General features: G+C 74.4%; 21 protein-coding genes and 1 pseudogene. 20 read left to right on the top strand and 2 right to left on the bottom strand.

Annotated elements, in window-relative coordinates:
• The first annotated feature begins 2 nt into the window (after positions 1-2).
• From BJ983_RS13360 to rimM, 4 genes and pseudogenes are all read left to right on the top strand, one after another.
• Positions 3-761, top strand: coding sequence for a 5-oxoprolinase subunit PxpA (locus tag BJ983_RS13360; protein WP_179794228.1), 759 nt, complete (start codon positions 3-5; stop codon positions 759-761).
• Positions 762-908: 147 nt separating this feature from the next.
• Positions 909-1,268: pseudogene (gene rpsP, locus BJ983_RS13355) on the top strand (30S ribosomal protein S16); the annotation flags it as partial.
• 10 nt (positions 1,269-1,278) lie between these two features.
• A complete protein-coding gene (locus tag BJ983_RS13350; RefSeq protein WP_179794226.1) occupies positions 1,279-1,518 on the top strand; it encodes an RNA-binding protein in 240 nt (79 codons plus the stop codon).
• Between the two features lie 2 nt (positions 1,519-1,520).
• Positions 1,521-2,045: a ribosome maturation factor RimM gene (gene rimM / locus BJ983_RS13345; protein ID WP_179794225.1), complete on the top strand. Its 525-nt coding sequence runs from the start codon at positions 1,521-1,523 to the stop codon at positions 2,043-2,045.
• Between the two features lie 81 nt (positions 2,046-2,126).
• Here the strand turns inward: rimM and BJ983_RS13340 are convergent, their stop codons facing one another.
• Complete coding sequence (locus BJ983_RS13340) at positions 2,127-2,840, bottom strand: MgtC/SapB family protein (protein WP_179794224.1); 714 nt, start codon at positions 2,838-2,840, stop codon at positions 2,127-2,129.
• 41 nt (positions 2,841-2,881) lie between these two features.
• Between BJ983_RS13340 and trmD the strand changes: the two genes are divergently transcribed.
• The 10 genes from trmD to BJ983_RS13290 all read left to right on the top strand — a co-directional run bounded on the left by trmD (position 2,882) and on the right by BJ983_RS13290 (position 12,694).
• Positions 2,882-3,664, top strand: coding sequence for a tRNA (guanosine(37)-N1)-methyltransferase TrmD (gene trmD, locus BJ983_RS13335; protein WP_179794223.1), 783 nt, complete (start codon positions 2,882-2,884; stop codon positions 3,662-3,664).
• 190 nt (positions 3,665-3,854) lie between these two features.
• The gene (rplS, locus tag BJ983_RS13330) at positions 3,855-4,214 is read left to right on the top strand and encodes a 50S ribosomal protein L19 (RefSeq protein WP_018334825.1); all 360 of its coding nucleotides are present in this window, start codon (positions 3,855-3,857) and stop codon (positions 4,212-4,214) included.
• A gap of 29 nt (positions 4,215-4,243) precedes the next feature.
• Positions 4,244-6,079: a signal peptidase I gene (lepB, locus tag BJ983_RS13325; protein WP_343054118.1), complete on the top strand. Its 1,836-nt coding sequence runs from the start codon at positions 4,244-4,246 to the stop codon at positions 6,077-6,079.
• A 110-nt stretch (positions 6,080-6,189) separates the two neighbouring features.
• Positions 6,190-6,939, top strand: a complete 750-nt coding sequence (locus BJ983_RS13320) for a ribonuclease HII (protein ID WP_179794222.1) — start codon at positions 6,190-6,192, stop codon at positions 6,937-6,939.
• Positions 6,936-7,256, top strand: a complete 321-nt coding sequence (locus BJ983_RS13315) for a DUF2469 domain-containing protein (protein ID WP_179794221.1) — start codon at positions 6,936-6,938, stop codon at positions 7,254-7,256. The genes BJ983_RS13320 and BJ983_RS13315 overlap by 4 nt, the downstream gene beginning before the upstream one ends.
• 144 nt (positions 7,257-7,400) lie before the next feature.
• Positions 7,401-7,760, top strand: coding sequence for a YraN family protein (locus tag BJ983_RS13310; protein WP_179794220.1), 360 nt, complete (start codon positions 7,401-7,403; stop codon positions 7,758-7,760).
• Positions 7,760-9,289 carry a YifB family Mg chelatase-like AAA ATPase gene (locus tag BJ983_RS13305; RefSeq protein WP_179794219.1) on the top strand — a complete coding sequence of 510 codons (1,530 nt, stop codon included), beginning with the start codon at positions 7,760-7,762 and terminating at the stop codon, positions 9,287-9,289. Before BJ983_RS13310 ends, BJ983_RS13305 begins: the two co-directional genes overlap by 1 nt.
• Positions 9,286-10,446, top strand: a complete 1,161-nt coding sequence (gene dprA / locus BJ983_RS13300) for a DNA-processing protein DprA (protein WP_179794218.1) — start codon at positions 9,286-9,288, stop codon at positions 10,444-10,446. Before BJ983_RS13305 ends, dprA begins: the two co-directional genes overlap by 4 nt.
• Before the next feature lie 261 nt (positions 10,447-10,707).
• Positions 10,708-11,748 (top strand): tyrosine-type recombinase/integrase, encoded by a 1,041-nt coding sequence (locus BJ983_RS13295; RefSeq protein WP_425484807.1) that lies wholly within the window; start codon positions 10,708-10,710, stop codon positions 11,746-11,748.
• A 4-nt stretch (positions 11,749-11,752) separates the two neighbouring features.
• Complete coding sequence (locus BJ983_RS13290) at positions 11,753-12,694, top strand: FliA/WhiG family RNA polymerase sigma factor (protein ID WP_246325583.1); 942 nt, start codon at positions 11,753-11,755, stop codon at positions 12,692-12,694.
• A gap of 80 nt (positions 12,695-12,774) precedes the next feature.
• Here BJ983_RS13290 and BJ983_RS13285 read toward each other — a convergent pair whose 3' ends face one another.
• Complete coding sequence (locus BJ983_RS13285) at positions 12,775-13,323, bottom strand: peptidoglycan DD-metalloendopeptidase family protein (RefSeq protein WP_179794216.1); 549 nt, start codon at positions 13,321-13,323, stop codon at positions 12,775-12,777.
• A gap of 338 nt (positions 13,324-13,661) precedes the next feature.
• On the opposite strand from BJ983_RS13285, the gene rpsB reads away from it, so the two are divergent.
• From rpsB to BJ983_RS13255, 6 genes are all read left to right on the top strand, one after another.
• Entirely contained in the window at positions 13,662-14,675 is a 1,014-nt protein-coding gene (rpsB, locus tag BJ983_RS13280) for a 30S ribosomal protein S2 (RefSeq protein WP_179794215.1), read from the top strand.
• A 72-nt stretch (positions 14,676-14,747) separates the two neighbouring features.
• Entirely contained in the window at positions 14,748-15,563 is an 816-nt protein-coding gene (gene tsf, locus BJ983_RS13275) for a translation elongation factor Ts (RefSeq protein WP_179794214.1), read from the top strand.
• 79 nt (positions 15,564-15,642) lie between these two features.
• A complete protein-coding gene (pyrH, locus tag BJ983_RS13270) occupies positions 15,643-16,404 on the top strand; it encodes a UMP kinase (RefSeq protein WP_179794213.1) in 762 nt (253 codons plus the stop codon).
• Positions 16,405-16,416: 12 nt separating this feature from the next.
• Positions 16,417-16,974 (top strand): ribosome recycling factor, encoded by a 558-nt coding sequence (gene frr / locus BJ983_RS13265; protein WP_179794212.1) that lies wholly within the window; start codon positions 16,417-16,419, stop codon positions 16,972-16,974.
• 27 nt (positions 16,975-17,001) lie between these two features.
• Positions 17,002-17,871, top strand: coding sequence for a phosphatidate cytidylyltransferase (locus tag BJ983_RS13260; protein WP_343054117.1), 870 nt, complete (start codon positions 17,002-17,004; stop codon positions 17,869-17,871).
• Positions 17,871-18,581, top strand: coding sequence for a class I SAM-dependent methyltransferase (locus BJ983_RS13255; RefSeq protein ID WP_179794211.1), 711 nt, complete (start codon positions 17,871-17,873; stop codon positions 18,579-18,581). The genes BJ983_RS13260 and BJ983_RS13255 overlap by 1 nt, the downstream gene beginning before the upstream one ends.
• Positions 18,582-18,701 lie beyond the last annotated feature (120 nt).

Below are 18,701 nucleotides of genomic sequence, written 5' to 3'. Positions count from 1 at the left end.
CCATGTCCGATGGTCGAGCTCCGCTCCGCTCCGTCTCCTTCGACCTCAACGCCGACCTCGCCGAGGGCTTCGGCACCTGGTCCCTGACCGACGACGACGCGCTGCTCGACGTGGTCACCTCGGCCAACGTCGCCTGCGGGTTCCACGCGGGCGACGCGGTGACGATGCGCCGCGTCTGCGCGCGGGCGGCGGAGCGCGGGGTGCGGATCGGGGCCCAGGTCTCCTACCGGGATCTCGCCGGCTTCGGGCGCCGGTTCCTCGACGTCGACCCGGAGACGCTCACCGCGGAGATCCTCTACCAGATCGGTGCGCTCCGGGCCTTCGGGACCGTGGAGTACGTGAAGCCGCACGGCGCGCTCTACAACACGGTGGTGCACCACGAGGTGCAGGCGCGGGCGGTCGTCGACGCGGCGCGCGCCGCCGGGGACCTCCCCGTCATGGCGCTCCCGGGCGGCCGGTTGCTCGAGTTCGCGGCCGACGCCGGGCTCCCCACGATCGCCGAGGCCTTCGCCGACCGCGGCTACACGCCGGAGGGCACGCTCGTCCCGCGCTCGGAGCCCGGTGCGCTGCTGCCGGACACCGCGGCGGTCGTCGAGCGGGCGGTCCGTCTCGCGCGGGACGGCGTGATCGTGGCGGTGGACGGCACCGAGGTCGCGGTGCGGGCGGACTCGCTGTGCCTGCACGGGGACACCCCGGAGGCCGTGGCGAACGCGCGCGCGGTCCGGGAGGCGCTCGCGGAGCCCGCCGACCCGTCGTCGTGAGGGGGTCTGGCACAATCGGGGAGTTGCGTCACGGCCACCCTCTCCCTGGGCCGTGACCGTCGGACCTTTGGCGCACGCGCGGCACCCCACGTCGCGCGGAGACGTCGAGCACGCAGCAGTACCGCGAACGAGGAGTGCACCGGACCCGTGGCCGTCAAGATCAAGCTCGCCCGCATGGGCAAGATCCGCGAGCCCCACTACCGCGTGGTCATCGCCGATGCCCGTAACCGCCGTGACGGGCGCGTCATCGAGACGATCGGCGAGTACCACCCGAAGGACAACCCCAGCACCATCAAGATCGACTCGGAGCGGGCGCAGTACTGGCTGGGTGTCGGCGCGCAGCCGACCGAGCCGGTGCACCACCTGCTCAAGGTGACCGGGGACTGGCAGAAGTTCAAGGGCCTCCCGCACACCGAGGGGCGCCTGCAGACCAAGCCGGAGAAGGTCGACAAGCAGGCCCGCTTCAACGAGGAGCTGGCCAAGGTCAGCGGCAACGCCGCGGCCGAGTGAGCCTGCGGTGAGTGATCTCGCCGAGGCCCTCGAGCACCTGGTGCGGGGCATCGTCACGCACCCCGACGAGGTCGCGGTCGACCTCGTCACCAACCGCCGTGGCCGCACCCTCGAGGTGCGGGTCCACCCCGACGACCTGGGCAAGGTCATCGGGCGCGGCGGACGCACGGCCACCGCACTGCGCACCGTGATCAGCGGGGTCGGCGGTCGCGGGGTGCGGGTCGACGTCGTCGACACCGACCGCTGACCGTGGCCCCCCGGAACGACCCGTCCGACCTGCGTGTGGTCGGGCGGGTCGTCAAGGTGCACGGCCTGCGCGGTGAACTCGTGGTCGAGCCCTCGACCGACGACGTCGAGACGCGGTTCGCGCCCGGGGCGCGGCTCCGCCTTCCCGACGGCGGGTTCCTGACGATCGTCGGGGCGCGCTGGCACTCCGGCCGCCTCCTGGTGTCCGCGGAGGAGGTCGCCGACCGCGACGCCGCCGAGCGGCTCCGTCGCGCCGTCCTGTCCGCGCCGCCCCTCGAGGCCGCGCCGGACGACCCCGACGAGTTCCACGACCACCAGCTCGAGGGGCTCCGCGTGGAGCTCGCCGACGGCACCGTGATCGGGACGGTCACCGCCGTCGATCACGGCGCCGGTGGGGAGACGCTCGTGGTCGACCGGGAGGGCACGGAGCTCCTGGTCCCCTTCGTCCTCGCCATCGTGCCGACCGTGGACGTGGCCGGCGGCCGTGTGGTGCTCGACCCGCCCGAGGGTCTGCTGGACCCGGAGTAGGGCCCGACTCCCCGTCGCAGCGGAGCGTCGTTGCTGTCGTCCGACGACAGCAACGACGCTTTCCTGCCATCGGGGACACGGTCAGTCGGCCGGCTCCTCGTCGTCCTCGCCCACCCGCACGCTCCGGACGCCGGGGATCTCCGCGAGCTCACTGGTGAGCGGGTGCAGGGGGATGCGGCCGAGCAGCGAGAGCGTGACCGCGGCCGTGCCGTCCTCGGTGCCGTCCCGGTCCACCGTCACGCCCGCGACCGCGAAGCCGCGCTCCGTGGCGGTGCTGAGCACGCGGCGCAGCACGCCGCGCCCGTCCGCGTAGGACACGTGCACCGCGCGCGGGGCGTTCGACGACCGCGACAGGGCCCGGGCGAGCGGCCGGAAGCCACGGGTCACGAGGTAGTGCGCGACGACGCCCGCGAGCGCGAGCAGGGGGAGTCCCGCCCCGCAGGCCATCCCCACCGCGGCGACGAGCCAGACGGTGGCCGCCGTCGTCAGGCCGCGCACGGCGTCCCGGCGGACGAAGATCAGTCCGCCGCCGATAAACCCGATGCCGGAGACGATCTGGGCCGCGACGCGCGACGGGTCGAGCGACACGTCGTCGATCCGCAGCAGGTCGTCGAAGCCGTACTTCGACACGAGCATGAACGCCGCGGAACCGACGCCGACCAGGGCGTGGGTGCGGAGGCCGGCCGACTTCGCCGCGAGCTCCCGCTCGATGCCGACCGCGGTCGAGAGCACGAGCGCGATGGCCAGGGGCAGCAGGACCCCCACCTGACCGGCCAGACCCGTCGTCCAGAACACCTCGCGTCCTCTCCTCCGTCACCGGTTGGCAGGATCCCGGCGTGCGCATCGACGTCGTCACGATCTTCCCCGACTACCTCGCGCCACTCGACGACGCCATCGTCGGACGCGCCCGCCGTGCCGGGCTGATCGACCTGCACGTCCACGACCTGCGTCGATGGGCCACCGGCGTGCACCAGGCGGTGGACGATTCCCCGTACGGCGGCGGCCCCGGGATGGTCATGACGCCGACGGTGTGGGGGGAGGCCCTGGACGCGGTGCGGGCGGCCGTGCCCGACGACCCGGGTGTGCTGCTGGTGCCGACCCCGGCGGGGGCGCCGCTCACACAGCGGCGGGTCGCGGGCTGGGCGGAGGCGTCCCGGCTGACGATCGCGTGCGGCCGGTACGAGGGGATCGACGGGCGGGTGCCGGTCGACGCGGCACGGCGTGGACCGGTCGAGGAGTTCTCCCTCGGGGACTACGTGCTGGCCGGCGGGGAGGTGGCGGCCCTCGTGGTGGTCGAGGCGGTGTCCCGGCTCGTGCCCGGCGTGCTCGGGAACCCGGCCTCCGCCGAGCTCGACTCGTTCTCCGACGGGCTGCTCGAGGCCCCCGCGTACACGCGCCCGGAGTCCTGGCGGGAGCTCGACGTGCCGCCGGTGCTGCGGTCGGGGGACCACGGCGCGGTCGCACGGTGGCGTCGTGACCGCTCGTTGGAACGGACGGCGGCGGTGCGGCCCGACCTGCTCGACCGGCTCGTCGAGCGGCTCGGGGCGACGGCGTTCGACCGGCGGGACCGGGAGGTGCTGGCGGGCGCGGGGTACGAGGTCCCGGGCGGGAGCCCGTGACCGCCCCGCCTGCCCGGCGTGGCTGAGCCGTCTGGCAGACTGGGGGAGTTGCCACGGGCCGCGGGCCGCCTCCGGGCGGTCCCCCGTGACAGGGACGACACCCATCCGGTCGCTCCGGGCCTGCCCACCGTTCGAACTCGACGGTGGCGCGTGGCCGGAGGCGACCCGAGACAGGCGAGGACGACAGACCATGAACGCCCTGGACGAGCTCGACGCGCGCTCGCTGCGCTCCGACATCCCGGACTTCCGCCCGGGTGACACCGTCAAGGTGCACGTCAAGGTCATCGAGGGTTCACGCTCTCGTGTACAGGTCTTCCAGGGTGTCGTGATCCGTCGCCACGGTGGCGGCCTCCGCGAGACGTTCACCGTCCGTAAGGTCAGCTTCGGCGTCGGGGTGGAGCGCACCTTCCCGGTGCACACGCCCAACATCGACCACATCGAGGTCGTGACCCGCGGTGACGTCCGGCGCGCGAAGCTCTACTACCTCCGGGAGCTGCGCGGCAAGGCCGCGAAGATCCGCGAGAAGCGCGAGACGACCTCCGCGTCCTGACGCGGCCCGGCGTCTCCTAGCCTGACGACGTGCCACCGACCGACGAGCCCGGCCGCCGCTACCGCGAGCCCCGCCACGGCGGGGTCGATCCGCGGTGGGGCGGGCCCGCTGAGGCCGACCCCGGGGAAGACCCCTACGGCGAGGTGAACGGCGACCGCCGGCCGGCCGGTCGGCACGGGTCCCCCTCCGACGAGGGCCGGTTCGGTCCGGCCTCCGGTCGCCACGGCGCGCCGGACGCCGACCCCCTGTCGGGGCGCCGTCCCACCGCCGAGTGGCCGCCCCCCACGGCGTTGCCCTCCGGGCCGCCGCGTGACTCGTGGCGGACGCCCGGGCCGGGTCAGCCGCCCTCGCGCCCCGGGTCTCCGTACGGTCAGGCGCCGCCGTCTCCGCCGTACGGACAGGCACCGCCCTCACCGCCGTACGGGCAGCCCCCGGCCTCGCCGTCCTACGGCCAGGCGCCGCCCCCGCCGTACGGTCAGGCCCCGCCGTCCCCGCCGCACGGCTACGCGCCGCGTCCCCCGGTCGGTCGCCCCGCCGGTCCGCCGTCGGGCAGCCAGGGGCCGTTCCCGACGACGGGCGAGCAGCGTCCCTTCCCGACGACGGGCGAGCAGCGCCCCGCCCCGACCGCGGTGCAGGCCCCTGCGGAGCAGGCGCCCCCCGCCTCGCCGCCCGCCGACCGGCCCCTGCTCGCCGGCGGCATCCCGCCGCCCTCGCAGTCCTCGGCGTCCACCTCGGGATCCTCCGCGGCTCCCGACGACGGGTCCGACGTCACGCAGACCACCGGGCTCGGCCCCGACACCGGGAAGCACCGTCGCGGCGCGGCCGCGGCGGCGGGCGACACCCAGGTCGACGGCAGCGCGGTCGCCGACGAGGAGCGGTCGTCGGGCCGTCGTCGTGGCGCGGCCGCCGCCGGGCCGGGCCGCAACGGCAGCGACGCCGGGTCCTCCGGCCCGGGCCGCCGCGCCAAGGGCAAGGACGACGCCACCGGCACCACGCCGGGCGGCAAGAAGAAGCGCAAGGGTTCGTTCTGGCGCGAGCTGCCCCTGCTGATCGTCGTCGCCATCGTGCTCACGTTCGTCATCCAGACGTTCGTCGCCCGGATCTACGTGATCCCCTCGGCATCGATGGAGCAGACGCTGCACGGCTGCACCGGCTGCGCGAACGACCGCGTGGCGGTGGACAAGGTGAGCTACCGCTTCACCGACCCGGCGCCCGGCGACGTCGTCGTGTTCAAGGGCCCGCCCGCGTGGCTCGACAACGACGAGGTCGGCGACTCCGAGCCGTCGGGCAACCCGATCGTGCGCGGGTTCCAGGACGCCCTCTCGCTGGTCGGGCTCGCGGCGCCGAACGAGAAGGACTTCGTCAAGCGCGTGATCGCGGTCGGCGGGCAGACCGTGCAGTGCTGCGACGCGCAGAACCGGGTCCTGGTCGACGGGCAGCCCCTGACCGAGCCCTACCTCTACTACCAGTCGGGGCTCGGCGACCGGCAGGCCGCGTTCGACCCGGTGCAGGTGCCGCAGGGCCAGCTCTGGGTGATGGGCGACAACCGCAACAACTCCGCGGACGCCCGCTTCCACGGCCCGGTGCCGCTCTCCGACGTGATCGGCAAGGTGCGCGTGGTCGTCCTGCCGATCACCCGCTGGCGCACCGTGCCCGCGATCGACCCGCAGCAGCCCACGGCCACCGCCCTCGCCCCGACGACGGGTGAGGGCGGCGTTCCCGGGGGCACGCCGGAGGTCGCCGGCGCGCTGCTCGCCGTGCCCGTGGTGTGGAGCGGGCGCCGACTGCGCCGCGCACTCACCGGGGCGACGACGGGCGCCCCGCCCGACCCCACCCGACGTCGGGAAGGGCCGACCCTCGAGTGACCACCGCCCGTCCCCGCCGTAGCGGGGACGGGCGCCCCCGAGGCCCGGGTCAACCGGCCGGGGGACGCCCGCCCCGCCGTGCGCGCAAGCCCCTGCCCCCGCGGACCGGGGTGCAGCCGCCCCGCGCGATCATCCGACGCTCCAGCGAGGCGTGGGCGCTGCAGTCCGCGCTGGAGCGGCACGGCCTCGGACCGGTCGTCGGCGTCGACGAGGCCGGTCGCGGGGCGTGCGCGGGGCCGCTCGCCGTCGCCGCCTGCATCCTGCGGCCGAACGACGCGAAGCACTTCGACGGCCTCACCGACTCGAAGCTGCTCTCCGCGGCGGAACGCGAACGGCTCGCCGTCATCGTGCGCCGGCGCGCGGTGGACCACTGCGTGGTGCTGGTCGACCCGACGGAGGTCGACCACCGGGGCGTGCACGCGGCCAACATCGACGGCATGCGCCGCGCGGTCGCCCGGCTCGGGGTGCGGCCGGGCTACGTGCTCACCGACGGTTTCCCGGTGACCGGGTTCGGGGTGCCGAGCCTCGCGGTGCCCAAGGGCGATCTGGCGGCGGCCTGCGTGGCGGCGGCCTCGATCCTCGCGAAGACCACGCGGGACGCCCTGATGGCGGAGCTGCACGAGCGGCGCCCGGAGTACGGCTTCGACGTCCACAAGGGGTACTGCACCCCGACGCACACCGCGGCCCTCGCGATGCACGGTCCGAGCCCGGACCACCGCTACAGCTTCGTGAACGTGGCCGGGGCGGCTCGCCTCGCCGGGGAGCGGGCGGCAGACTCACCTCCCGGGCCGGTGGGCCACAATGAGTCGTTCGACGGGTACCTGGACGACCCGGTCGCGGAGGGGGGAGAGGGACCATGAGCGCGGAGGATCTCGAGAAGTACGAGACCGACATGGAGCTGTCGCTCTACCGCGAGTACCGCGACATCGTGAGCCAGTTCTCCTACGTCGTGGAGACCGAGCGCCGCTTCTACCTGGCGAACTCGGTCGACGTCGCCGTCCGGAACGCCGACGGCGAGGTCTACTTCGAGGTGCGGATGTCCGACGCGTGGGTGTGGGACATGTACCGCCCGGCGCGCTTCGTGAAGAACGTGCGCGTGGTGACGTTCAAGGACGTCAACGTCGAGGAGCTCGAGAAGCCCGACCTGCGCCTCGAGGACGGTCCGTTCGGCGGCTGATCCTGCGCCGCCCGCCGTCCCGGTGACGGCGGGCGGACCAGCGCCCCGTCCGCGGGCCGCAGTTGTCCCCAGAGCACCGCTCGCTGTTCGCGCCCGCGGGCCCGTCGTCGTCACCGTGGTCCCACCGGCGGCGGGAGGACGGGCGTGGTGGCGGCGAAGGACGAACTGGGGCGCACGGGGGAGGACCTCGCGGTCGAGCACCTGACCGCGCGGGGTCTGGTGGTGCTCGCGCGGAACTGGCGGCGGCGCGAGGGTGAGCTCGACGTGGTGGCCACCGACGGGGACCGGCTGGTGGTCTGCGAGGTGAAGACCCGCTCGGGCACCGGTTACGGCCTCCCGGTCGAGGCGGTCACGCGCACGAAGGCGGCGCGCATCCGGCGCCTCGCGCACCAGTGGCTGGCGGAGTCGCGGGCCCGGTGGTGCGAGGTGCGCTTCGACGTGGTGTCGGTGCTGCTCGTGGACGGCAGGGAGCCGCAGGTCGAGCACTACGAGGGAGCCTTCTGATGGCGCTCGCGCGGTCGTGGTCGATCGGACTGCACGGGGTGGACGGCGACCTGGTGGAGATCGAGGCCGACGTGGGTCCGGGGCTCCCGGGGCTGTCGCTGGTCGGGCTGCCCGACGCGGCGCTGGCCGAGGCGCGGGACCGGGTGCGCGCCGCGGTGGTCAACTCCGGACGGGACTGGCCGGGCCGCAAGATCACGCTCGCCCTCTCGCCGGCCACGCTGCCCAAGCAGGGGTCGAGCTACGACGTGGCCCTGGCCTGCGGCGTGCTGGCGGCCGACGGGAAGGTGCGGCCCTCGGCCCTCGAGGGCGTCGTGCTGCTCGGCGAGCTCGCGCTGGACGGGCGGATCCGACAGGTCCGCGGCGTGCTGCCCTGCGTGGTGGCGGCGCGACGGGCGGGCATCCGGCGGATCGTGGTGCCCGAGGACTGCCTCGAGGAGGCGTCGCTCGTCGAGGACGTCGAGCTGCTCGGCGCCGGCCATCTCGCCGACGTGCTCGCGTGGCTCGACGGAGAGGGCCGACTGAGCCGTCCGCCGACCCGACCGACACCTCCGGTGCGGCCGGTGCACGAGGACCTCGGCGAGGTGGTCGGGCAGGAACGGGCCCGCCGGGCGGCGGAGATCGCGGCGGCGGGCGGCCACCACCTGCTCTTCGTCGGCCCGCCGGGCTCCGGCAAGACGATGATCGCCCGCCGCCTCGTCGGCCTGCTGCCGGACCTGTCGGTGCCCGAGGCGATGGAGGTGGCGGCCGTCCGCTCGCTGGCCGGCGCGTTGCCCCCGGACGGGGACCTCGCGGTCACCCCGCCGTTCGTCGCGCCGCACCACGGGGTGTCGGCCGCTGCGCTCGTGGGCGGGGGCTCGGGACTGGCGCGGCCCGGGGCGGTGTCCCTGGCCCACCGCGGGGTGCTGTTCCTGGACGAGGTCTTCGAGTTCGGCCCGCACCTGCTCGACTCGCTGCGCACGCCGATGGAGGAGGGGGAGGTCCGGCTCGCGCGCAAGGACGGCGTCGTGCGGTACCCGGCGCGCTTCCAGCTCGTCATGGCGGCGAACCCCTGTCCGTGCGCCCCGCCGCGGCCGACGGACTGCACCTGCAGACCGGACGCGGTGCGCCGCTACCGGAACCGGCTGTCCGGGCCGATGCTCGACCGCACGGACCTGCAGGTGGAGCTCGACCCGATCACCACGCTCGACCGCGGCCCCGACGAGCAGGAGGAGGACACCGCGACCGTCCGGGCCCGGGTCCTCGCGGCACGCGAGCGGGCCCGCCGGCGGTGGGCGGACACCGGGTGGCGGAGCAACGCCGAGGTGCCGGGGCCGGCGCTGCGACGGCTGCGTCCGGTCGAGCCGGGGGTGACGCTCGAGCTGGACAACCTCCTGCGGGCGGGCCTGCTGACCGCCCGCGCGCTCGACCGCTGCCTGCGGGTCGCCTGGACGGTGTGCGACCTGCGCGGGGGCGACCGGCCCGACGCCGACGACGTGCACGACGCACTGGAGCTCAAGCACCAGGGCGCGGCGACGGGAGCGCAGCGGTGACGGGCGCGGTCGACGAGGCCGTCCTGCTCGCGCGCGCCTTCCTGCTGCGGGTCGCGGAGCCCCCGGCCCCCGCGGTGTCGCACCTGGCCGAGCTCCTCGGGCCGGTGGAGGCGGCCGAGCGCATCCGGGGCGGGGCGGATCTCGGTCCGCACGTCGGGGCGGAGGTCGACGCCCGGCGGCACGACGACCGGTCGGCCGCCGACCTGGCAGCCGCCCGCGCTCTCGGCGGCCGGTTGCTCGTGCCCGAGGACCCGGCGTGGCCGACGGCGGCCATGGCCGATTTCGCCGGGCAGCCGGGGCACGCGGACTGGGTGGCGCCGCTCGGGCTCTGGGTGCGGGGACCGGCGTCGGTGGCCGATCTCGCGACCCCCGGGCGCCGCAGCGTGGCGGTCGTCGGGTCGCGGGCGGCGAGCGGCTACGGGAAATGGGTCGCCCGCGACTGGTCGGCCTCGTTCGTGGACGCGGGGCTGGTCGTCGTGTCGGGGGCCGCGCTCGGGATCGACGGAGAGGCGCACCGGGGCGCGCTGGCGGCGAAGGGCACCACGGTCGCCGTGCTGGCCTGCGGCATCGACCGTGCCTACCCCGCCTCGCACGGCCGGTTGCTCGAGGGGATCGGCTCGAGCGGGCTCGTCGTCAGCGAGTACCCGGTCGGCGCGGTGCCCGCGCGGCATCGGTTCCTCGTGCGGAACCGCCTGATCGCGGCGCTCGCGAACGGGACGCTGCTCGTCGAGTCCGGCCACCGCAGCGGTGCCGCCCGCACCGCGCTCGCCGCGCAGGAGCTGGGGCGGCCGGTCCTGGTGGTGCCGGGGCCCGTCACCTCGGCGCAGTCGGTCGGCAACCACGAGCTCCTCCGGAAGGGATACGCGACGGTGGTCGGCAACGCGGCACACGTCCTGCAGGACCTGGCCCCGGTGGGCGACCTCCTCACGCCGCCACCGGAGCGGGAGCACCGGAGTCCGCCCCGACCCACCGACGGGCTCTCGGGCCCGGCCGTCCGGGTCCACGGGGCCCTGCGCGGGCACGCGCCGAAGACGCTGCCGGACCTCGTCCGCGAGTCCGGGATCCTGCCGCGGGCGGTCGCCGGAGCGCTGGACGAGCTCCTCGCCGCCGGGCTCGTCGTGCCCGACGGGGAGAGGGGGTGGAGCCGGTCCGTCTGACGCGTGCTGCGTGCGACGAACGGTTGCACAGCGCGACGAGAGTGACCGTTGCCCGCTCGGCCCGCGCGGTCACCGACGCGGGCGCGGCGGTGCTTGACGCTCCCCGGTCCGACGCGGAGTCTCGTGGCGATGACCGGCAGATTCTCGTCTCACGACGCGGACCCGCAGCGCGACGCGGGAGATCCCGCGGCCGTCGCGGACCCCCGTGATGTGGGGGTTGACGGCCCGGAGAACTCGTCACACAGCGCGACGAAAAACGGGATCTCCACAGCTGACGCGACGGGCACCGAGGGGCTGCCCGCCGCGCTCGCGCGGGCGCTCGAGCAGTTCACCGCCCACCTGCGCTACGAGCGTGGGCTGTCCGAGCACACCGTGCGGGCCTACACCGGGGACGTCTCGGCCGCCCTGCGCCACCTGGTGACCCGGATCGCCGCCCGGCGCGCCGGCACCGCCGGGGCGGGCGCGGTCACGCTGGTCGACCTCGACCTGGCGGCGCTGCGGTCGTGGCTCGCCCAGGGCGGGGTCGAGGAGCCGGGACGACGCCGCGGCGAGCCGACCGACGCCGGTGGGCGACACGACGCCGGTCGTCGTCCGGTCCGCCGCACGACGGTGGCCCGGCGGGCCGCGTCGGTCCGCGCCTTCACCGCGTGGGCGGTCCGCACCGGCCACGCGCCGACCGATGCCGGGGCCCGCCTCGCGTCCCCGCGGGCGCATCGCACGCTGCCCGCGGTGCTCCGCGCCGACCAGGCGGCGGCCGCGCTCGACAACGCGGCCCGGGGCGCGGCGGAACGCGATCCGATCGCCCTGCGGGACCACCTCCTGCTCGAACTGCTCTACGCCACCGGCATCCGCGTCTCCGAGCTGTGCGGGCTCGACGTCGACGACGTCGACGACGCCCGCCGGACCCTGCGGGTGCTGGGCAAGGGCGCGAAGGAACGCACCGTCGTCTTCGGTGGCCCGGCGGCGACCGCGCTCGACGCGTGGCGCACCGACGGACGCCCCGCCCTCGCCGTCGCGGGCTCGCCGCCCGCCCTGCTGCTCGGCGCCCGTGGTGGGCGCCTCGACCCGCGCATCGCGCGGGCCGTCGTCCACGACGCGGCGGGCTCGGTGCCGGGCGCGCCGGACATCGCACCGCACGGGTTGCGCCACTCCGCGGCGACCCACCTGCTCGAAGGGGGAGCCGACCTGAGAAGCGTCCAGGAGTTGCTCGGGCACGCCTCACCGGCGACGACGCAGCTGTACACCCACGTGACCGCCGACCGTCTGAGGGCCGTTCATGACGCCGCGCATCCCCGAGCCTGAGTCGATGCGGCCCGCCGCCGCCACGATGGGTTCCGCCGCCCGTGCCGTCGCGCCGGCCGCCGCTCCGCGCCCCCTGCGCGACGTGGCCGTCCGCGCCCGGCCGACGACCATCCACCCCGGCCAGGCCCCCGACGGGACGAAGCCGGACGAGGAGGCGTTGGTCGAGGCCGGCATCTCGCGGATGTGGGCCGACTACGCCGAGGCGCCCGACGACCGAGTGGTCCGCGACCGGCTGGTGCTGCACTACGCGCCGCTGGTCAAGTACGTGGCGGGCCGCGTCGGGACCGGGCTGCCGAGCCACGTCGACGTCGCCGACCTCGTCCAGTGCGGCATCTTCGGCCTGGTCGACGCCATCGAGCGCTTCGAGCCCGACCGCGGGCGCAAGTTCGAGGTCTACGCGATGCAGCGCATCCGGGGCGCGATCCTCGACGAGCTGCGCTCCCAGGACTGGGTGCCGCGCTCCGTGCGCTCCCGGGCGCGGGAGATCGAGCGCGCGATCGAGCGGCGGGAGACCCGCGAGCAGCGCAGCTGCAGCGACTCCGAGATCGCCGACGAGCTCGGGATGGAGACCGGCGAGCTGCGCTCGACCTACGGGCAGATCGCGATGACGAGCGTCGCCGCGCTCGACGAGCTGGTCGCGGCCGGTCGGTCCGGCGGGGCCGGGTCCGGCTCGGGGGCGCCGTCCCTCGCGGACTCGCTCCCCGACGCCGGCGCCGAGGACCCGGTCGCCGCGATGGAATCGCGGGAGACCCGTCGGCTGCTCGCCGACGCGATCGGCGGGCTCGCCGAGCGCGACCGCACCATCGTGGGTCTGTACTACTTCGAGAACCTGACGCTCGCCGAGATCGGCAAGGTCCTCGGGGTCACCGAGTCGCGGGTGTGCCAGCTGCACACCCGGGCGGTCCTCCGTCTCCGGGCACGTCTCGCGGAGTCGCACGCCGACTGACGCCGCTGGCGAGGTTCACGTGGGGCAGGTCCGGAGCGGTCGGGCGCTGCCTGGTGTGCACCTCGACGAGACGGCCTGGGTCAGCGCGTCGGCCACAGGCGGGTCCGGCCCAGGCCCACGAGCAGCAACGGGTCCAGGTACTGCTCCCGCGCCGCACCCGGTGGATGGGCGCGGCGCAGACCCCAGTGCAGGCAGGCGACGGGACAGCCCGCGTGGCCGGGGTCGAGCGTCCCGAGGACCGTCCCGCGCGCGACGACCGCGCCGACCGGCACGAGCGCCCGCACCGGCTCGTAGGTCGTGCGCAGCCCGCCCGCGTGCAGCACCGACACCACGCCGCGCCCGGCCAGCATCCCGGCGAACACCACCGTCCCCGCCCCGGCCGCCAGCACCGCGGAGCCCGGCACCCCCGTGAGATCGACCCCGCGGTGGCCCCGGCCGTACGGCGTCGGCGGGGGCAGGAACCGGCGCACCACCCCGCCGCCCGCGGGCGCCCCGTCGGACAGCCCGGTCACCGGCCAGCCGAACGCGCCGACCGGGATGACGGGCAGGTCGTCGGGGCCGGCCACGGCGGGCGCCGCGCCCGCCAGCAGCAGCACACCCGCCGTCAGGAACGTCAGCAACAGCCTCACACGGGTACCGACGCGCCGGCGCCCGCCGCGGCTCCCGCGAATCCGACGATGTGGATTCCCTGCCACTGCACGACAGCAACGACGCTCCGCTGCCACGGGGAGGGGACCCGGCAGGGTGCGCGGCCAGCAGGAACGGGCGTCCGCGTAGACTGCACGTCAGCGGCCCGCCTCCGGTGGGTCGACTTCGCGTGCCCCGACGAGCCCGCCCAGCGCGAGCCATCGACCCCGCACACCGAGCGGTCCCCCCGGGGATTCGGACCGTGCGGCGGGGCACCAGGGCGCCGGTCCACCCGGTCCGGCGCGGCAACCGCAGCAGAGACAGAGGTAGTACGACCACCATGGCCGTCGTCACCATGCGACAGCTGCTGGACTCGGGTGTCCACTTCGGACACCAGACCCGGCGCTGGAACCCCAAGATGCGTCGCTTCATCTTCACCGAGCGCAACGGCATCTACATCATCGACCTGCAGCAGACGCTGTCCTACGTGGACCGCGCCTACGACTTCGTGAAGCAGACCGTCGCCCACGGCGGCACGGTGCTCTTCATCGGGACGAAGAAGCAGGCCCAGGAGGCCATCTCCGAGCAGGCCGACCGCGTGGGGATGCCCTACGTCAACCAGCGCTGGCTGGGCGGCATGCTCACGAACTTCCAGACGGTGCACAAGCGTCTGACCCGCCTCAAGGAGCTCGAGGCGATGGAGCAGAGCGGGGGCTTCGAGGGTCGCACCAAGAAGGAAATCCTCATGCTCAGCCGTGAGCACGAGAAGCTCGAGCGGACCCTCGGCGGTATCCGCGACATGGCCCGCGTCCCGAGCGCCGTGTGGATCGTGGACACCAAGAAGGAGCACATCGCCGTCGGCGAGGCTCGCAAGCTGAACATCCCGGTCGTCGCGATCCTCGACACGAACTGCGACCCGGACGAGGTCGACTACCCGATCCCGGGCAACGACGACGCGATCCGCTCCGCCGCCCTGCTCACCAAGGTCGTCGCCGAGGCGTGCGCGGAGGGCTTCCGGGCCCGCAACCAGCGCCAGAACGGCACCGAGGAGGCGCCGGCGGCCGACGCGCAGGCCGAGCGCGACTTCGCGCCGGTCGGCGGCGACGGGGCCTCGGCCCCGGAGAGCCTGCCGACGAACTCCGCGGTCGACGCGGGTGGCGACGCCCCCGTGGCGAGCGTCGAGGCCGAGGCGACCGCGGCCGCCGCGGGCGACGAGGTCCAGCCCACGGGCGAGGAGGGTCGTCCCGAGCGCACCGCGGGGGTCGCCGACTCCGACGGCACCGGCTCGGACGACAACGCGATCGACGCCGCCCCGGCCGCCGGGACCCCCGAGAACGGCCAGGCCAGCCGCTGACACCCCTTCCCGACGACGGGTCCGGACCGGACCCGTCGTCGGGAACCTTCGATCCAGAGGAACAGGAACACGATGGCGAACTACACCGCCGCCGACGTGAAGAAGCTCCGCGAGGCCACCGGCTCCGGGATGATGGACTGCAAGAAGGCGCTCGAGGAGAACGAGGGCGACTTCGACAAGGCCATCGAGGCCCTGCGCATCAAGGGCGCCAAGGACGTCGGCAAGCGTGCCGGGCGCGCGACCGCCAACGGCATCGTCGCCGCCCGCGACGGCTCGATGATCGAGCTGAACTCCGAGACGGACTTCGTCGCCAAGAACGCGGACTTCATCCAGCTCGGCGAGGACATCCTCGGCGTCGCGATCGCCGAGAAGGTCTCCGACGTCGAGGCGCTCAAGGCCGCGAAGCTGGGCGACGGCACCGTCGACGACGCCGTGCAGGCCCTCTCGGCCCGCATCGGCGAGAAGCTCGAGCTCCGTCGCGTGGTCACGCTCGACGGCCCGACCACGACCTACCTGCACCGTCGGTCCTCCGACCTGCCCCCGGCGATCGGCGTGCTCGTCGCCTACACCGGGGACGACCAGGAGGCCGCCCGCGGCGCCGCGATGCAGGTCGCCGCGGCCCGCCCGCTCTACACCACGCGCGAGGAGGTGCCGGCGGACGTCGTGGAGAGCGAGCGCCGCGTCGCCGAGGCCACCGCGCGTGAGGAGGGCAAGCCCGAGAAGATCATCGACAAGATCGTCGAGGGTCGGCTCAACGGCTACTACAAGGACACGGTCCTGCTCGAGCAGGACTCGGTGTCGGTCGACAAGAAGTCGGTCGGCGCGGTGCTGAAGGACGCGGGCGTCGACGTCCGCACCTTCGCCCGCTTCGAGGTCGGCCAGGCCTGATCACGACGATGGGTCGGTGCGGATCCCGCACCGACCCGTCGCGTGTGTCCGAGAAGCACCGCACGAGGGGAGCTCCGCCGTGACCGGCACCGTCGAGGCCGAACGCACGGGCAGCTGGACGTCGGGGCCGACCCGCCGGGTCCTGCTCAAGCTCGGTGGCGAGATGTTCGGGGGCGGCGGCGTGGGGGTCGACCCCACCGTGGTCTCGACCGTGGCCCGCCAGATCGCCGACGTCGTCGCGTCCGGCGTGCAGATCGCCGTGGTCATCGGCGGCGGCAACTTCTTCCGCGGCGAGGAGCTCTCCCAGGCCGGGATGCAGCGCCAGCGCAGCGACTACATGGGCATGCTCGGCACGGTGATGAACTGCCTCGCGCTGCAGGACTTCCTCGAGCGCGAGCACCACATCGACACGCGCGTGCAGACCGCCATCACGATGGGTCAGGTCGCCGAGGCGTACATCCCGCGGCGCGCGATGCGCCACCTCGAGAAGGGCCGCGTCGTCATCTTCGGCGCCGGCGTGGGCATGCCCTACTTCTCCACCGACACCACGGCCGCCCAGCGCGCCCTCGAGATCGAGTGCGAGATGGTCCTGCTGGCCAAGGGGGTCGACGGCGTCTTCACCGCCGACCCGAAGGTCGACCCGACGGCCACGATGTACACCGAGATCACCCACCGGGAGGTCCTGGAGAAGGGCCTCAAGGTCGCCGACGCCACCGCGTTCAGCCTGTGCATGGACAACCAGATGCCGATCATGGTGTTCAACCTGTTGATCGAGGGGAACATCGCGCGCGCCGTCCGGGGTGAGAGGATCGGCACGCTGGTCCACACCCCGGCGTCCTGAGAGGAGCCCGAGATGATCGACGAGACCCTCCTCGACGCCGAGGAGAAGATGGAGAAGTCGGTCGACGCCGCGCGCGCCGACCTGCAGGGCGTGCGCACCGGGCGGGCCAGCCCGGCGATGTTCAACCGCATCCAGGTCGAGTACTACGGCTCCTACACCCCGCTGCCCCAGCTCGCCTCGGTGAGCGTGCCCGAGGCGCGGATGGCGGTCATCAAGCCGTACGACCAGAGCTCCCTGGGCGTGATGGAGCGCGCGATCCGCGACTCCGACCTCGGCGTGAACCCGTCGAACGACGGCCTCATCATCCGCGTCATCTTCCCGGAGCTCTCCGAGGAGCGTCGCCGCGAGATGGTCAAGGTCGCCCGGGGCAAGGGCGAGGACGCCCGCGTGTCGATCCGCAGCGTGCGTCGCACCGCGATGACCGAGCTGCAGCGCATCGTCAAGGACGGCGAGGCCGGTGAGGACGAGGTCGCCCGGGCCGAGAAGGAGCTCGAGAGCGTGACCGCGACCTACATCACCAAGATCGAGGACATGGTCAAGGCCAAGGAAGCCGAACTGCTCGAGGTCTGAGCGGCGCGGACGAGGAGGACACGAGCCGTGGCGGAGGACGTGGCGGTCCCGGCCAACAGCGCCGGCCCGGGTGGTTCGTCCTCCCGCGCGGGCCGGAACCTGCCGCTGGCGATCGGGGTCGGCCTCGCCATGGGCGCGGTCATCCTGCTCTCGCTGCTCACCGTCCGGCAGACCTGGATCATCATCGTCGCGGTCTGTGCGGCGATCGGGATCTGGGAGGTCTTCGGGGCGCTGAACCGTGCCGCGGGCATCCGGCTCTCCCGCGTGCCGGTGCTCCTCGGCGGTCAGGCGATGATCTGGCTGTCCTGGCCGTTCGGGTCCGAGGGCATCCTCGGGGCCCTCGTGGTGACCGTCCTCGGCTGCTTCATCTGGCGGATGCGGCTCGGCGCCGCCGGCTTCGTCCGCGACGTCGGCGCCTCGATGCTGGTGCTCGTCTGGATCCCGATGGGCATGGCCTTCGGCGCCATGCTCGTGGTGCCCAGCGACGGCACCGCCCGGGTGCTCACCTTCCTCATCATCGTCGTCTGCTCGGACACCGGCGGCTACGCGGCCGGCGTGCTGTTCGGCAGGCACCCGATGGCGCCGAAGGTCAGCCCGAAGAAGTCCTGGGAGGGGCTCGCGGGCTCGATGGTCCTCGGCGCCACCGGCGCCTCGCTGTGCGTGGCGCTCCTGCTCGACGCCCCCTGGTGGTACGGCCTCGTCCTGGGTCCCGTGCTGGTGGTCGCCGCCGTGATCGGCGACCTGGTGGAGTCGCTGGTCAAGCGCGACCTCGGCATCAAGGACATGGGCCAGACGATCCCCGGGCACGGTGGCCTCATGGAGCGCCTCGACTCGTTGGTGACCTCGGCGCCGGTGGCCTGGCTGCTGCTGTTCGTGCTCCTGCCCTACGCCACCTGATGACCTTCCCCGGCGTCGCCGAGAGCCCCAACATCTGGCGCTGGCCCGAGGTGTACGAGGCCGAGAACGCCGCGCAGGACGCGACGGGGGCGCTGTGGGAGGCGCTCGCGGAGAGCGTCGACCTCTCCGGCGACGTTCTCGACGTCGGGTGCGGCGACGGCTTCCACCTGCCGCGGTTCGCGACGACGGCCCGGTCGGTCATCGGCGTCGAACCCCACCCGCCGCTCGTCGCACGGGCGCGGGCGCGCTGTGCGGACCTGCCCTCGGTCTCGGTCGTCGGCGGGAGCGCGGCCTCCCTCCCCATCCCCGACGCGTCGGTCGACGTGGTCCACGCCCGGACCGCCTACTTCTTCGGGCACGGCTGCGAGCCCGGGCTCGTCGAGGCCGACCGGGTGCTCCGGCCCGGCGGCGCCCTCGTGATCGTCGACCTGGACGCGACCCGGCACTCCTACGGCGCCTGGATGCGGGCCTCGGCCCCCGGCTACGACCCCCGGTCGGCCGCCGGTTTCTTCACCGCGCAGGGATTCTCGACCCGGCGGGTCGACACCCTGTGGCGGTTCTCCGACCGCGCGACGATGGCTGCGGTGCTGCGGATCGAGTTCACACCGGCCGTCGCGGACCGGGCCGTGAACGGCACCACGGGTCTCGCGCTCCCGGTGGCCTACCGGATCCACGTCCGCCGGCGACCGACCGGACTGCTGCCGCCGTGACCACCGGCCCACCACGCCGTCGACACACCGGACGCGGCTACCGTGGAGGGCGTGTCGTACCCCCATCCCGGCCAGCGACCCGGTGACCCGTACCGCGGTGGCGGCTTCCCCGCGCCCGGC

Origin of the sequence: Actinomycetospora corticicola (genome assembly GCF_013409505.1) — a bacterium.
In the GTDB taxonomy this organism is placed as follows: Bacteria; Actinomycetota; Actinomycetes; order Mycobacteriales; family Pseudonocardiaceae; genus Actinomycetospora; species Actinomycetospora corticicola.
The sequence above is the reverse complement of the archived record's forward strand: the minus strand, read 5'-3'. Positions and strand labels throughout refer to the sequence as shown.